The sequence below is a fragment of the Polaribacter sp. Q13 genome (assembly GCF_016858305.2).
Lineage (GTDB): Bacteria > Bacteroidota > Bacteroidia > Flavobacteriales > Flavobacteriaceae > Polaribacter.
In genome coordinates, this window is the sequence record NZ_CP074436.1 from 1,468,591 (window position 1) to 1,484,887 (window position 16,297).

Annotated in this window: 16 protein-coding genes; 11 read left to right on the plus strand and 5 right to left on the minus strand. The window is 28.4% G+C overall.

The features are described from left to right. Positions 1 to 301 precede the first annotated feature (301 nt). From JOP69_RS06110 to JOP69_RS06145, 8 genes are all read left to right on the plus strand, one after another. The gene (locus tag JOP69_RS06110; protein ID WP_215602663.1) at positions 302 to 883 is read left to right on the plus strand and encodes a hypothetical protein; all 582 of its coding nucleotides are present in this window, start codon (positions 302 to 304) and stop codon (positions 881 to 883) included. A 188-nt stretch (positions 884 to 1,071) separates the two neighbouring features. Further along, a complete protein-coding gene (locus JOP69_RS06115; protein ID WP_215602665.1) occupies positions 1,072 to 1,380 on the plus strand; it encodes a hypothetical protein in 309 nt (102 codons plus the stop codon). A gap of 192 nt (positions 1,381 to 1,572) precedes the next feature. Continuing rightward, a complete protein-coding gene (locus JOP69_RS06120; RefSeq protein ID WP_203395329.1) occupies positions 1,573 to 2,091 on the plus strand; it encodes a hypothetical protein in 519 nt (172 codons plus the stop codon). A gap of 150 nt (positions 2,092 to 2,241) precedes the next feature. Next, positions 2,242 to 2,844: a Yip1 family protein gene (locus tag JOP69_RS06125; protein ID WP_215602667.1), complete on the plus strand. Its 603-nt coding sequence runs from the start codon at positions 2,242 to 2,244 to the stop codon at positions 2,842 to 2,844. A gap of 228 nt (positions 2,845 to 3,072) precedes the next feature. Beyond that, positions 3,073 to 3,504 carry a hypothetical protein gene (locus JOP69_RS06130; protein ID WP_203395289.1) on the plus strand — a complete coding sequence of 144 codons (432 nt, stop codon included), beginning with the start codon at positions 3,073 to 3,075 and terminating at the stop codon, positions 3,502 to 3,504. 796 nt (positions 3,505 to 4,300) lie between these two features. Next, on the plus strand, positions 4,301 to 5,137 hold the full coding sequence (locus JOP69_RS06135) for a LytTR family DNA-binding domain-containing protein (protein WP_203395288.1): 837 nt from the start codon (positions 4,301 to 4,303) through the stop codon (positions 5,135 to 5,137). A 125-nt stretch (positions 5,138 to 5,262) separates the two neighbouring features. Then, positions 5,263 to 5,925, plus strand: coding sequence for a CPBP family intramembrane glutamic endopeptidase (locus JOP69_RS06140; RefSeq protein WP_203395287.1), 663 nt, complete (start codon positions 5,263 to 5,265; stop codon positions 5,923 to 5,925). A gap of 231 nt (positions 5,926 to 6,156) precedes the next feature. After that, positions 6,157 to 6,489: a hypothetical protein gene (locus JOP69_RS06145; protein ID WP_203395286.1), complete on the plus strand. Its 333-nt coding sequence runs from the start codon at positions 6,157 to 6,159 to the stop codon at positions 6,487 to 6,489. A 23-nt stretch (positions 6,490 to 6,512) separates the two neighbouring features. Here the strand turns inward: JOP69_RS06145 and JOP69_RS06150 are convergent. Continuing rightward, a protein-coding gene (locus JOP69_RS06150) for an IS3 family transposase (protein WP_203395325.1) occupies positions 6,513 to 7,675 on the minus strand; the annotation gives its coding sequence in 2 pieces (ribosomal slippage) (positions 6,513 to 7,438 and positions 7,438 to 7,675; 1,164 coding nt in all). 310 nt (positions 7,676 to 7,985) lie between these two features. Here JOP69_RS06150 and JOP69_RS06155 point away from each other — a divergent pair. The 3 genes from JOP69_RS06155 to JOP69_RS06165 all read left to right on the plus strand — a co-directional run bounded on the left by JOP69_RS06155 (position 7,986) and on the right by JOP69_RS06165 (position 10,597). Beyond that, complete coding sequence (locus tag JOP69_RS06155; protein ID WP_203395311.1) at positions 7,986 to 8,369, plus strand: hypothetical protein; 384 nt, start codon at positions 7,986 to 7,988, stop codon at positions 8,367 to 8,369. 164 nt (positions 8,370 to 8,533) lie between these two features. Further along, entirely contained in the window at positions 8,534 to 9,220 is a 687-nt protein-coding gene (locus JOP69_RS06160) for a hypothetical protein (RefSeq protein WP_203395310.1), read from the plus strand. A 214-nt stretch (positions 9,221 to 9,434) separates the two neighbouring features. Next, positions 9,435 to 10,597, plus strand: a protein-coding gene (locus JOP69_RS06165; protein ID WP_203395325.1) for an IS3 family transposase whose coding sequence is annotated in 2 segments (ribosomal slippage) — positions 9,435 to 9,672 and positions 9,672 to 10,597 — 1,164 coding nt in all. Because the reading frame shifts where the segments join, the coding sequence is not laid out codon by codon here. Between the two features lie 310 nt (positions 10,598 to 10,907). Here JOP69_RS06165 and JOP69_RS06170 read toward each other — a convergent pair. The 4 genes from JOP69_RS06170 to JOP69_RS06185 form a co-directional block, all read right to left on the minus strand. Beyond that, on the minus strand, positions 10,908 to 11,738 hold the full coding sequence (locus tag JOP69_RS06170) for an RteC domain-containing protein (protein WP_203395109.1): 831 nt from the start codon (positions 11,736 to 11,738) through the stop codon (positions 10,908 to 10,910). Positions 11,739 to 11,946: 208 nt separating this feature from the next. Continuing rightward, positions 11,947 to 12,864 (minus strand): helix-turn-helix transcriptional regulator, encoded by a 918-nt coding sequence (locus tag JOP69_RS06175; RefSeq protein ID WP_203395108.1) that lies wholly within the window; start codon positions 12,862 to 12,864, stop codon positions 11,947 to 11,949. 415 nt (positions 12,865 to 13,279) lie between these two features. Next, on the minus strand, positions 13,280 to 14,749 hold the full coding sequence (locus tag JOP69_RS06180) for a calcineurin-like phosphoesterase C-terminal domain-containing protein (RefSeq protein ID WP_203395107.1): 1,470 nt from the start codon (positions 14,747 to 14,749) through the stop codon (positions 13,280 to 13,282). Between the two features lie 79 nt (positions 14,750 to 14,828). After that, on the minus strand, positions 14,829 to 16,289 hold the full coding sequence (locus JOP69_RS06185; protein WP_203395106.1) for a hypothetical protein: 1,461 nt from the start codon (positions 16,287 to 16,289) through the stop codon (positions 14,829 to 14,831). Positions 16,290 to 16,297 lie beyond the last annotated feature (8 nt).

Sequence of the window (16,297 nt, forward strand, 5' to 3'; positions counted from 1 at the left end):
TTCGTTCGGAATTGAGCAGTTTTGCGGAATAATCACGAGCACGAAAAATTTGAATTGTATTCCAAAAAGAGAGGAATATAATAATTAAGGAAAATGCAGAAAAAAGTGAAATTGGAAAATATGAAACCCGAATTGTGAAAAAAAAACTACTACTTGCAACACCGTGTATTAAAAATTGCTAAATTAGTGCTTAACTAAAAGCAGTTGCATTTTTGCAAACAACAATTTTCCTGCGGAAAATAGCCGTTCACAAAAATCGCAACTTTCATTACACAACAACGTTAGCTTTAATTACAAAAAAATGCACAATAGAAATTCAAACTTAGCCGAATCTTTAAATGAGATTTTTTCTACCAAAGAAATTGAATTATTTTTTAATTACGAATTAAATAATGATGATATTACTTTTTTAAAAACATGCATGAAAGAGGTCTTAACTATTATTCCTCCTGACGCATATAACTGTGCTAATTTAAGTTCTCTATTAGGAGCTGTGATTGTCGACCATTCTAAAATCCCTATAGCTATAATGACAGGTCATTTAGATTATAAAGGCTCTAGAGTTTTTAACTGTGAAAAACCAATTTCAATAAAAACAACAAATACAAAGGAAACACTTTGGAAAGGACATTGTTGGATTGAATTTGGTCAATACATCTTAGATATTTCTATTTTTAGAACAGTATACTATTCTGAGAATTTCCCTCCTTTAATTAAACGAGATATCATTAATAAATATGGAGAAGGAAAAGGTGCAATAATGATTCCTAAAGATGCAATTGAAGAATATGGTTTTGAATACACGCCTTGTTTTGCTCTTAATAATGAACAAATAAATGGCTTAGTACAAGGAACAAAAGAAAAATACCTAAATAAAAACTAAAGCTAACACCGTATAAACTTTATTGCTGGTTTTTAGCTCACTTAGGAAATTCCTCCGGAATTTCGCCGTTCGTGTTTTATTTACTAAATTCACTGCTTAAACAACGCAACAAAGCTTATACAACAACGTTGTGTGTAATTTACACGCAACCAAATCGGAATTTGAACATCTAATAAAAAAACAATATTATGAAAAATTTGATTTACTTATTTATTTTGACTTTAGGAATAATTTCTTGCAGTTCTGATGATGAAATTGAAAATAATGAATATGAATTTATAGCGGAGTATTCGACTACTGTAACTGTCGGTGGTGTAGTTGGAATATCTGAGCGAACTTTCGAAATCGGAGAAGTTTACTCTGCTACGGACCAAAGTGCTGATGCAATAACAATAAGAATTGCTGAACATTCGGAATTAAATGATGATTGCCCAAATAGTTGGTGTTATCAAGAATTATTAGATGTTCCGAGTGAATTTCTTCAATTATTAGAATAAGTGATTTGAAAAAAAACTACACACAACACCGTGTATAATTAATTGCTACTTTTAGCTCACTTGGGAAATTCCTTCGGAATTTCGCCGTTCGTGTTTTATTTAGTAAATTCACTGCTTAAACAACGCAACTAATCATACACAACAACGTTGTAGGTAAGCTAAAAACCAAAATAAATCAATGAAATTCGAACTATGAAAAAAGATTCTTATACTGGACTTTCTTGGATGACAGAGGAAATAAAAAATGAATTAATTATAAGAGATAAAATTGTTGAAAATGAAGATATCGAAAGTCTATTTTCTTTAAAAGATAATTCTGACTTTTCAATTGCATTGTATGAAATCCTTGAAAAAAGAAACGAAAAAGAACCTAATTCTCTAAATGAAGTTGAACTAAATTTATTTTTATGTATGAATTTGGAAAATGCTGGTCAAGCGGACAGTATACTTACTTTTCTGCAAGAATGGTTTCCTGAACAGAACGAACAAATAATTAAATCATTAAATGAAATTGGAGCAATTAAATCCGCTGAAATTATAAAAAAAGCGATTGAATTACTTCCCAAAAATGGTAGTTGGTTTTTTGAAAGTTCAACTGAAAACTCCGAAAATATAATGATCAAATTAGATAGTGATTTTTCAAGTTACCCAGATGGTTCAATAGGAGATTTATATAGAAAATATGCTGAAAAACATAAAAGTGAAATATGAAAAAAGCCTACCTACAACACCGTGTAAAAAAAAATGCTAAATTAGAGCTTAATTAAAAGCAGTTGCATTTTTGCAAACAACAATTTTCCTGCGGAAAATAGCCGTTCACAAAAATCGCAACTTTCATTACACAACAACGTTAGCCACAATATGACGAAACTAAAATCCTTATGGAAAAAACCTACAAAAACTTTTGAATTAATTCTTTCTGAAAAAATTAGTTGGTTTAAAGTTTTTTTATTTTTCAGTTCTAACGGTATTGTCTTTTCATACTACTTAATGAAATCTAAAGGTTTAATAAAAATTGAATCTTTTAAAGAAACTATAATCTCAATTATTATGATGTTAATCTTTGGCATTATATATGGAGTTATTTCAAATTTTAGTATTGGATTTTTTATTAAACAAACTGGAAAAATATTTGGCGGAAAAAATGACTTGAAAAAAATATATAATGTTTTGAGTTGGTCTTATTTACCATCAACTTTTTCTGTATATTTTATAATTGTAAATATTTTAATGGCGCGAGTTTTGACAACGGAAATTGAATCAATTGTTGCTATTATTTTAGCTTTATTAGTCGGAATTTTTTCTCTTGCTCAAGCAATTTTAGGAATTTGGCAATTAATTTTAATTTTTAAAGGGCTGAAAGTTGCGCAAGAATTGAATAGTTTGAAAACAATTTTGAATTATATAACGGGAGCTGGAATATTTGGAATTATTTATTATTATTTAATATTTCCACACTTATGAAAAAAATACTGTGGCTAACACCGTATAAACTTTATTGCTGGTTTTAGCTCACTTAGGAAATTCCTCCGGAATTTCGCCGTTCGTGTTTTATTTACTAAATTCACTGCTTAAACAACGCAACAAAGCTTATACAACAACGTTGCAAGTAATAGCGGAAATCACTCAAACTGAAAAAATTTGATTTAAAATTCTAAATTTAGAAAGCGGAAAAAAGCAGATAAAAAAAATATGAAAAACATAATTTACATTTTATTTTTAATAGTTGGAATTTCTACTTATGGTCAAAATACTTCCTTCGAAGATAAATATAAAGTAGAATTTAAATTTGTTCAAGAAGAGACTAAGGAACTTTTACCAGGATCAATAATTGAAATATTTTCTGGAAATGAGAGAATTGATGTCGGAATTTCAGACTTTTCCGGAAATCAATATTTCTATCTTAAAAAAAGGAAAATAAAGCATAATAAAATTAATATAAAAGTTTACGGAATTAAATGTAAAGTACATAAGCAAAAACTCATTTTAAAGAATAATTTGAAAAAAACTATTTTCCTGAAATATGGAGAAACTGAATACGTTAATCGCAAAAATTTAGGAGAGTTTATTAAAAAATTGAATTTCCCTGAACCTGAACCTTTTTTGTGTGGAACAATAGATTGAAAAAAACTACTACTTGCAACACCGTGTATAAAAAATTGCTTAATTTTAGCTTAATTTAAAGGCAGTTGCATTTTTGCAAACAACAATTTTCCTGCGGAAAATAGCCGTTCACAAAAATCGCAACTTTCCATAACACAACAACGTTGTAATTCATTGCTCAGGAAAATCGAAACGCTCGAAAAAAGCAAATTAAATACGTGAATTAAAACTTGAAATCACTCAAATTTTGAAATAAAAATCTATGCAGAATTTACTCAAGTTTGGAGTTTTAGTACGTTTGTAAAAACTGGACTTTGCGGAACACTCTCTCGCGAATTACCAATCAAACGGAATTGAAAATCTTGGCGGAATCAAAACGTTTGACTTCACTCAAGCTGAAAACAAAAAAACGGAATTTGTTCGATTTTTTTTTAAGAAAAAAGTTTTTTAAAGTTAAAATGTTGGAAATCACTCAAATTCTGAAAAGTTGAAACGTAAGCAAAACGTGTTTACTCAAATGTTTCGCAACAAAATTACAACAGCGTATAAAAATAATTGCTAAATTTGGCTTTATCAAAGGCAGTTGCATTTTTATCAACTTCGGAATTTCCTACGGAAATTACTCGCTGACAAAACCGCAACTATTCCTATACATAAACGTTGTGCTTCATTACCATAAACCGCTAACCAATAATGAAACTCTTTAGAAAAATTAGACAAAACTTACTTCTTGGAGTAAAATTGAAAAATATATTAAACCTATTTTTGAAGAAATTATTTTTCACGTTTGAATCTTACAAAAAAGAGTTACTAACTTATGACTATTAAACAGCCTACCAAGAATGCATTAAAAACAGTATCGCTTAAATTTAATCATAGTTCTCTTTGGAGTTGGGTTCAGAAATTAATTGTTTTTATAATTTTCTCTTTAGTTGTAAATCATTTATCAACTCCTGAGAGTTTTCCAGATGGTAAATCGTATAGATTTCCAATAGAAGGTTTTCTATCCACTATTGCTTTGTGTATTCTTATTGGAATCATAGCAGAGCTTAATTTCAAATTTTACAAGAAAAAGTATTTCTCTAAAAAAGTAGAAATCGCCTCTATCTCATGGTATATGGTTACTACTCTTGGGTATATTACCGTTATGTATATTCCGTTAGGTATTGCCTTAAATATAATTGCTGGTGGAGAAACAGAATTCTATTATTTATTAATTGGATTGCTAATTACCTTGTTGTTAAGTTTTATTCTCATAGGACTAGCATATTCCCTAGACATCTACAATTTATATAAGCTATCTATAAAAGGTTATGAAATTACTATTGAAAGTGGTGCGAAAATAACCAAACTTACCTACGAAAAAATTGCATGTTTCTATAGCGAAAACAAAATTGTATATACTGTTCAAAATGATGGCACCACAATCACCACAGATTTTACATTGAATGAACTCGATGAAAAAATAAACGACCAATTGTTTTTTAGAGCCAATCGTCAAATTATCATTCATAAAGATGCGGTAGACCATGTTGAAAAGATTGAAAATGGCAAATTACGAATTAGGTTAAAAACTTCTATTGAAAATGATACGATTGCCAAAATCAACATCAGTCGTTATAAACGAAAAGAATTTATGGATTGGTTTCAATAAAAAATTAAAAAAACTAACGACTATTCAGATATTAATTTGGGACTATTCAGTAAAAGAAAGAGTATTTAAAGGGTTTTTCAGAAGTTTTGTTCATTATTTCGCTTTGAATTTAAAATCAAATAACAATGAACAAAATTACATTACGAAATACATTAATACCATTATTTACCCTAGCATTTATTTGTTTCATGTACTTTGGGCCAATCACTAGAACACCTTTTGAAAATATAATTATCTCTATTATCATTATTATAGCTAATTATATAGAGTACAAAGGAAAACCATTTTCAATGCTTGGTTTTAAACGTGAAAAATTCAATGCAAAAAATCTCCTTGTATATGCTCCATTAGTTGCACTAGGCCTCTTTATTTTTTATGTTTTTGCAGTCGTTCCTGGAATCGAGATACTAACAGGAGTTACTATTGATTATTCAAGCATGAGCCAATTGAAAGGAAACCTTGGAAACACAATCATCTGGTTATTGATAGTGTGGGTTACTGCTGGATTTGGAGAAGAAATTATTTTTAGAGGTTATCTTATGCGACAGTTCGTCAAATTCTTTGGAGACAGTAAAATCAGTCTTGCTATAAATATTCTAATAATTTGTGGTTTTTTCGGTTACATGCACATGCAGCAAGGAATTACTGGGCAACTAGTCGTAGTAATTATCGGAGCACTCTTATCTATAATATTCTACATTCGCAAATATGATTTGTGGTTTTTGATTATGATACATGGTTTTTTTAACACACTGGGTATTTTGAGTTTTTACTTTGGTTTGGCTTAACGATAACTAGAAGTACCGCTAAGATTTTTACTTAATCAATGTAAGTATTGTTAAAAAAATAAGTTGCTTAAAATAACGAAAGCACAACACCGTATATAATTTATTGCTGGCTTCTTGCCTACTTACGAAAGTCCTCGCGGACTTTCTTGGTTGGTAATTATTTACTAAATTAGTTGCTTGAAACACGCAACAAACCATATACAAAAACGTTAGGCAACAATAACCAAATAGATGAAGAAAAAAATATCTCAAGAAGAAAAAGACGAGCGAGTGATTTCATCTTCAAAAAATAACTCAATTGATTATTTAACGGATGACTACAGACGAATTTTTCCTATTAACGGTAAAATCGAATTAGAGAACAAAATCTTTAAAGAACAAATATCATTATGCTTAACGGATTCAATGATTGAGATTTCTATTAAGAACTGTGAATTTGAAAAAGGATTGAATATTAGAAGAGGTAAAATTGACAAAAATTATAAATTATTTATATTTAAAAGCAAAATAAAACAAACATTTTCTTTAATAACTCACGACAATAAAAATGAAATATTGGAGTAGCTAATAAATTTGTGACTATTTTCTTAAGCTACTTTTTTAATAATTCCTCTCAATTTTATTTCCATTTCTAGCGGTGAGAGATATCCTAAACTAGAATGTAATCTTTGGGTATTATACCAATAAATATAGTCTTCTATAGAGTCATATAGTTGATTGTAGGACGTAAATTTAAATCGATATAACCATTCGTACTTTATTGTCTTAAAGAAGCTTTCAGCTACCGCATTGTCCCAACAATTACCTTTTCTACTCATACTTTGGGTTATTTTAAGATTAAAATCACAAATGTTGGTTATTTTGTTTGACGCATATTGTACACCTCTATCCGAATGAAAAATTAGACTATTACTAATATTTCTTGTTTTACGAGCATCAATCCAAGCTTTCATTACCGTATTTTGAGTCGTCATATCTTCACTTAAAGACCATCCAACAACCTTTCTATCTGCAAGATCTATGATGGTTGTTAAATAATTCCAATCATCATTAACTCGAATATAAGTAATATCAGACACCCATTTTTCTCCTAATTTAAGACTAGAGAACTCTCTATTTAACATGTTTTCTGCAATTAAATATTGGTGATTAGAATCTGTTGTAATTACAAATTTTCTTTTTAAAACACTCCTTAAGCCCATTTCTTTCATTAGTAGTCCGATATAAGAGCGAGAATAAATTAAGCCTTCTCGTTCTAACTTTTTTTGAATCCTACAACTACCATATATTTCTTTACTTTCTTTAAAAATAATTTTAATCCTTTCTTTTAAATGTATTTTAGGTGTTTTTAAAAATATAACATCTTTGTTTTTAAACCAATGATAATAAGCATTTTTACTAAGCTTCATAGATTTACACATCTTCTCAACTGGATATATATCAATGTTTTCTAAAATGAATTGATACCTTATAGGTCGCTCTTGGAGAAGATGCTCACCGCCTTTTTTAAGATGTCACGCTCCATGGTTACATTCTTTAACTCTTTCTTTAGAGCCTTGAGTTCTTGAGCTTCAATAGATAACTCCTTTTTTTTTGAGAAATCACCCGATTGTAACTTGTATTCGCGTTTCCAACGCCCAACCATACTCAAGCTTAAACCATAATCCTCACTAACTTGTTTTGTCTTAATGCCCGAATTTAACAGTTCTACAATCATAACTTTAAATTCATTGTCATACTTTTTTACCATAAGTCAAATATAAAATTTATAACCTCATAAAAATCGTCACATCAAATGTAGACACTCCATATCAATTGACAGTTGTAAATTGAACGAGTTATTTTTATCAGGTAAAAGTACTAATACAGATATTTACAATACAGACATTAACTTACTTAATATTGAACATTATAAGTGTGAGGATATTTCAATTAGTCAAACTAAAATTGAGAAATATAAACTTTATTTTTTCACACATAGCATAGTAAATTTTGATACCGAAAAATTAGCTATATCTGATTACTCAAGATTCATTAAAAGTGCAGACCAAACTAAAAAAATGGTTTCAGAAATATATCATATTTTTGTTTTAAAATCTGCTAAATCTATCAAATCAAATAGTAAAATTAATTATGAAATAACGAAAGCAACATCTTACGGCATTGCTTTTATATTTGGTTATTTCTATAAACCTTTCTTTGTTGTTTTATGGATGATTGTTTTTATTTTTATTTTTGCGTTTATATATATGGGGTTATTTAATCTAAATTTTGAAAATGCAATATTTAATTCAGGATTTACATTTTTAACTATTGGTTTTTTAGAAAATAATGAAACTAGAACATTACTAGAAACAACACTGATGTTATCTGAAGGAATAATTGGAATTACATATACAGCAACATTATTAACATCTATAATTAATTCAACACGGAAACAATAAAAACTGTTGCTAACACCGTATATAATTTATTGCTGGTTCTCGCCTACCTGCGAAAGTCTTCGCGGACTTTCCAGATCAGTAATTATTTACTAAATTTAGTGCTTAAACAAAACACAACAAAAACCGTTATACAACATTGAATCCAAGTAAGAAAGTAATACAAAATGAGCTTTAGAAAGAATTTAAATTTTAATACGAGGTTAACTTTAGACATAAAAACTAAAGATGAAAAAATAGTTAATAAAATTAGAACGTTTTGGTTTATCAATAACAAAACTTATGACCAAAAAAACAATTATTCTTTGAACGAGCAACTTTCTCAATTATGCACCGTAAAATTTAATAATGGTATTTATAAAGAATCATTAGTAAAAATAGAGAGTAGATTTGAATTAACAAGATGTTTGAATTTATTCAAAAGAAAACTTGAAACTGAGTTTTATATTTATGAAAAATCGCAGGAAATAAAAAGAAGAGAATTATTAAAAGATATCCATAATTTATTTAATCAAAGACTAGAAGACGACAAATCTTCAAAAAATGAATTATTAAAAGGCTCTAATAATGAGGAAGAAATAAGGAAATTGTTTTACAAATCTGATAAGAGGGAATTTAATCATTTATTAGCTATTGCAAATCTAAAATCAAAACAAGAAATTGTGGAACTCTTTACTTCTAAAGGATTTGATTGGAAACCTATAGATAGACTTATAAAATCTCAACTTTTATGGTTAAAACGTGATTTTGACAACAACGTTCTAGAATATAAAATGAATTTATCGTTAAGAAATAGGTTAATTAATTATACCGTAAATGAAGGAATTGATATATATAATTTAGAATATGTATAAAAAACGTTGCCTAAAACGACACTATCCTAAAATCTGTGTAAGTTAAAAAACTCAGGGTTAAATTATTTATAGTTTAATCCTGTTTTCAAATATAGCTAAAAATTGATTAAGTATAACTCCCCAATTTCTAATTGGCATTGTCCACTTTTTAGTACTGGAGTGTCTACATTTGATGTGACGATTTTTATGAGGTTATAAATTTTATATTTGACTTATGGTAAAAAAGTATGACAATGAATTTAAAGTTATGATTGTAGAACTGTTAAATTCGGGCATTAAGACAAAACAAGTTAGTGAGGATTATGGTTTAAGCTTGAGTATGGTTGGGCGTTGGAAACGCGAATACAAGTTACAATCGGGTGATTTCTCAAAAAAAAAGGAGTTATCTATTGAAGCTCAAGAACTCAAGGCTCTAAAGAAAGAGTTAAAGAATGTAACCATGGAGCGTGACATCTTAAAAAAGGCGGTGAGCATCTTCTCCAAGAGCGACCTATAAGGTATCAATTCATTTTAGAAAACATTGATATATATCCAGTTGAGAAGATGTGTAAATCTATGAAGCTTAGTAAAAATGCTTATTATCATTGGTTTAAAAACAAAGATGTTATATTTTTAAAAACACCTAAAATACATTTAAAAGAAAGGATTAAAATTATTTTTAAAGAAAGTAAAGAAATATATGGTAGTTGTAGGATTCAAAAAAAGTTAGAACGAGAAGGCTTAATTTATTCTCGCTCTTATATCGGACTACTAATGAAAGAAATGGGCTTAAGGAGTGTTTTAAAAAGAAAATTTGTAATTACAACAGATTCTAATCACCAATATTTAATTGCAGAAAACATGTTAAATAGAGAGTTCTCTAGTCTTAAATTAGGAGAAAAATGGGTGTCTGATATTACTTATATTCGAGTTAATGATGATTGGAATTATTTAACAACCATCATAGATCTTGCAGATAGAAAGGTTGTTGGATGGTCTTTAAGTGAAGATATGACGACTCAAAATACGGTAATGAAAGCTTGGATTGATGCTCGTAAAACAAGAAATATTAGTAATAGTCTAATTTTTCATTCGGATAGAGGTGTACAATATGCGTCAAACAAAATAACCAACATTTGTGATTTTAATCTTAAAATAACCCAAAGTATGAGTAGAAAAGGTAATTGTTGGGACAATGCGGTAGCTGAAAGCTTCTTTAAGACAATAAAGTACGAATGGTTATATCGATTTAAATTTACGTCCTACAATCAACTATATGACTCTATAGAAGACTATATTTATTGGTATAATACCCAAAGATTACATTCTAGTTTAGGATATCTCTCACCGCTAGAAATGGAAATAAAATTGAGAGGAATTATTAAAAAAGTAGCTTAAGAAAATAGTCACAAATTTATTAGCTACTCCAGACTGCTATCCATGAATTTGGCAGTCCCTGACTTGATTTAACTTTCGTTCTACAAAATTGTGCAGTTTTATTGGATTTCCTTCTCCATGAAGACCGTATACGGTTAAAATTTAACATTTTGAAATTTGAGGTGTTTTGGGTATATTTGAGTGTTGTTATTTTAATTTTCACTACCAAAAGAGTACAACTAAAATGAAAAGTGGTGGAAAAAGGAGATGACCCTAGGTCGACCGTATAACGTTCTTTTTTAGAGGTTGGAATTTAGTAATATAGATACACTTATTCTTCACTTTTATTCATTTCAGATATTATTCCTGTTGAGAGTTCATCAAGAAATAATGTCCTACTATTCTTCCGGTTTTTGATATCCTGATAGGTTTTGTAGATATCTTTAGGTGTAATATCAAATACTTGCTGAAGATGTTCTGATACTTTTATAATAGTCATATTATTTTCTCTACCTAAACCTTTTACGTATAGTGCATAAAGTAATTCTACATAATTTGTGTTATTAAATGGCCAATGTATTTTAGCTTTTATAATAGCATGAGTTTCATTTAGATTATTTTTAATGATATATTTTTTCTTATCGAGATAAGTAACTAAAGAATCGTACGCCTTATATTTACCTAAAAGCATATCTCTTGGTGTGCAAAAATCAGGATCTTGAAAATAAAAATTTGAGGTGGTAATATGACATTTTCCCAGGTATTCTCTGGTGTAATATTCTTTGTCAAAATGAGTGGCACCGGAATCCACATAACGGCCAAAATCAAGATTGAAAAGAAAGAATTGGTTAAGTTGACTAATTTTCTTCTTTATAAATTTTAATTGTTCGCTCTTATCAGCTTTAGGAAATTGAATTTCAAAAGACCGAATTTCTGAAAAGTAAATAAGTTGAATAAGAGGGATTTGCTTAGTCTTTTTAAAGAACTCTATTTCTTCTTGTATTGTTTGAAATTTTTTAACGAGTATTTTCTTTTTATAAAAACTTAATAAATTACTACAAATTTTGATAGAACAAAGAGCTCTTTGTAAGATGTCTGAATTTTGAATTTTTATTTCATTCAATTCCTTTATAAAATTAGATGTTGGTGATAATGAATTCATAATAGTCTTTTTTATGTTTGGAAATGATGATATGAAAAATTGAAATGGAAATAGTTTTACATGTATTTACAATCTTATAAATAGAACTCTAAAATAGCATTATTATAGAGATAGTCTAGGTTTTCTATCCGTATATCTTTACGGAATATTCCGTGTTTTTATACAGATTTCATCTTTTGACAATAAAAAATACTAATAGTATAAGTAGTTATTTCTGCTTATTTAAAAAACGTTTTAAGAATTCACTTCTGTTTTTTACACCAGTTTTTTTAAAAATATTGGAAGCATGTTTTGATACCGTACTTTCTGCGATAAACAACTCTTTAGCAATGTTTTTATAATTTAATTCACTCAGAATAGATAACGTAATTTCAATTTCCCTTCTCGTTAAATCTTCATATATTATTTTTTGTTTTACGAAATCATCCCGTTGTTTTTTCTTTAGAGCAAAGATTTCAAACATTCTGGTATTGTTTTTAATAAAAAATAAATACCGATCTATTTCCATAATCGTTATGGCATAAAAGGCAGTATTCATTAACGTAAATGTTATCCATTGGTAATCTCCGATGATTGTGAAAATAGGCAGTAAGGCAATACATGCAAGACTTAACGTAGAAAGTTTATTTCTTCTTAAAATAAAAGTATTAGAGTTGGAAGGTTTAGAAATGTTTCGATAGAAAATAATGAGAAATACAAAAGCAAAAATAGAAATTGGAATTGTAAAAAGATACCTTGAAATATTCAAAGAGCCGCTAATAAAATAAGGGAATAAAAATAACAGAATGAATCCAAAAATTGTAATTAATACTACTTTTCTTAGTGTTAAGTTGTATTTCAATACGACAATGTCGTACTCTTTGTAAAGGTAATAAATGATATATAAGCATAAGAAAATTGCTACGCTATAAGTAATGATGTATTGAATAATTATGGGGCCTGGGAAATTATTTATGGGAAGAAAACCTCCAGTAATATTATAGGTGATAAATGAAAAACCAAGATAAATAAAACGATTTAAGTTACTGTACTTTTTCTTGAAGGATACGTAAAGTGAATACAAAACGATGATTGTATCTATTAATAGATTGAAGAATGTTGTCCAATGTATTGAAGTTCCAAACATTAGTTTTTTTTGATTTTCTTTATAAGCAACTTTAAATCTTCAGATCCTATTGTTCTATTATTTTTTTAATAGACTTTCAATTTTATATTCAAAACTAATATTTGCATTTTAAGGAAATGGATAATATTAATATTTGTTTCAGTTTTTTTGGGGAGGATCTATTTCTTCAATAGTTTTACAAATTGTAAGAGCTTGAAGAATAAGTGTTAGGAGTTTATTTTTACCTTATAAATATAGAGTTTATCAATGACAATACAAAATAATATTGAAAAGTAAGTTTTTATAGCACAATATAGAGTAGAGAAACATAGAATTACAAATATTTATACGTAATTCTATAATCTCAGAACTTTTGGACTTGATCCGCATTATCTCTTTAAAATCTATTTTTGATTCAATATAAAGAAAAACTGTTTTACTTTTTTAATATCCAAAAATACTCTTCAATAGTTATAAAATTTGGATCTTCAACTACTATTTTTACTTTATGATACCCTTTTTTTAAAATATTTGGAAAAACTCCTTTCCAGATATGTCTAGATTTTGTTCTTAAATAAGGTGATTTTTTACTGTTTTTATCTGGACTTTTACCTTCTTTCTGAGAACGCTTTATATAGTTAACATAAGGGTCTGTTATTCTTTCTTTTTTTAAACTAATAGTATTTTTATCATCCAATTCTATAGATACATTTGTGTTTTCTGAACCCGAAAAAACATTCACGTAAAATTCATTATTTGTTGATAAAGATGATAATGGTTCAGAATTATAATCTCCTAACCAAATGCTAAACTGTTTATTACTAGGTAAATTAACTCCTTTATATTTTATTTTATAATTACCGTTATTAAAATTAATTTGAAAATATCCTTTTGGTGTTCCACAACTCATTAAAGATAATGGAATTCCTTCCCAATTTTTTTGACCTGTCCACCAGTTTCCGCAAACGGCACCTGCAGTTAATTCGTGAATTGTATTACCTGAAGACATTTTTATTTCATTTTGAAATACAGTGTGTGTATGTCCAGATAAAACTAAAACTTTTTTAAACGGATTTAATATATTTAAAAGTTCTTGTTTATTTTTCATTCCTACAAGCGGAATGTGTTGACTTATTACTATAGGTTGCTCTAGTTTTACCGAAGCTAAAAGTTCTGATAAAAACTTAATTTGATTCTCTTGATAAATTCCTTTATAGCCATATTTACCTTCGGGAGTAATACTATTTAATGATACAAATAAAATATCATTTTTAAAAAAAGCATAGGTTTCAGATCCGAAATTTTCTCTAAAAAAATTAGATTGATTTTCTTTACTTGCTTTAAAGTTTCTATCGTGATTACCATAAACAACCCAAGAAGGTTGTTCTATATCATCTATTAATTTTTTTAAAGGGGTAAACAGTTCTGGAGAATCGTTAACCAAATCTCCTAAATAAATACTAAAATCGTAATCTTTTCTGTTTAACAACTCCGTCATTACAGATTGAGTTGCTTGTAATAATTCATTATCGTCTCCAACTTGAATGTCTCCAATGGCTAAAAACGTAAAGTTTTTTTTCTCTTTAATTTTTTGTAGTTTAAACTCTACTTCAATCGTTGAATTTAATTCTAAATGTTCAGGTATATTAAACCACCATTTTTTTCTATTAGAATATGTGTAACCAGATGGTAAAATAGGAAAAAGAACTTGTCCTTCTTTTACAGGTATTTTATATTTTCCTTTTTTATTTGTCATAACAATAGTATCTCCATTAGATACCATTACCTGTTTTAACCTTTTATTTTTAACAGTAATAGTGCCGTTTACCCAAGTATCATTTGTTTGAGCATTCGATAAAAAACTGATGAATAGAAAATAAATAGTTACAAATTTTATATTAGTCATTTTCATAGTTATGTAAAAATAAATAAGCGAAGTTATTAGCTCCGCTTTTTTGTTTTGGTAATAGAAATAATTTTTAAATTTAATTCTCAGGAGAATCAAATTTATATAAATTTAATACATCGTTAGCTAAATAAGAAGCGTAAGACACTCCTGTTGGAGCTACTTCAATTTTTAAGTCACTAGCTTCTGTATCTGCAAATACAACTGGTGTTCCCCAGTTATTAATATCGTTATCAAACGGTAAAAATACAGGCGCTTCTAAATCATTTTGATAAAAGAACATTGGTGTTCCATATTTATCAACAGCAATATCAAAATCTCTAATGTTTGATGTTACAATTAAATCACCTTGTGTACTCCAAATTGCTCCAGCTGCATCATATTTTTTAACACGCAATTGGTAATCCGTATCATTACCATTATCTTCAGCGTATGCTAAGAATACATTTCCATTTTGATCAACATCAAGAGCTAAATTACGGTAAGAAATTGTATTCTCTAAGCTTTCTTTCATAGCATCTGCTAGGGTTGTCCATGCACCGTTCTCATATTTATAAACGGATACCGATTGTAAATCCCCAAAATTTAATACAGCAAGATAAACCACATCATTAACCGTTTTCGATTTTATAACTAAAGCTGCACCAGATCTTCCAGTAATACTAAAATCAGACCAAGTTCCATTTGTATAAGATTTAGAAAAAACACTTCTTTTATTATCATCTCTGCTAACATCATTAGTATAAAAACCATATATACTATTGTCACTTGTAATAGCAACAGTATTAGAAGAACTTGCTCTTACTACAGAATAAGCTTCACCTCCAACATAACTCCAGGTGCTATTTTCATAAGACATAATTGAAGCTGCTCTAACATCTCCGTCGTCTAAAAAGCTAATGTAAGGTGTACCTGTAGAACCAAACTTTAAGTTTACAGACCTTGCTCTATTAGAACTAAAATCAGTACCACCTGTTCTATTCCATGAAGTTCCATCAAAACTAATTAAGTTCATTTTTTGATCGCTACTAGAATCTCTATCACTAATATAAGCAACATAAGGTGTAGATGTTGTTGGGTCTATTTGTAATGCAATTTCTGTAATAGCATCTTCATTATATGTTGATAATAAACTCCAAACTGAACTAGCTAATTTACCTACTGTTACTGTGTAAATTTTATTAGTAGTTTCTTCTGAAACTAAATATTCTACAGATGCGGAAAAATTGTTAGCTGTTGTTCCACTTGTTTGATTTACAGCTCCAACTTTTACAACGTCTCCATCGGTAGTTGTAAAACGTGCAACTAATGATGTTAAATCTGTTTCACTTGGCAATGAAATATTTATGTTTGTAGTTGATAAATCATTTACAATATAATCTATAAATAGATTATCTGCATTGTCTTCTGCATAAAAACCGTAACTAGTTAAGCCAACTTCTGCTGGTATTATTTCTTCTGCAGGATCATCTGAACTACAGCTAATTGTAAGTGAAAATATTGCTGTTAAAGCAATTAAAAATTTGATTGTTTTTTTCATAATATTAA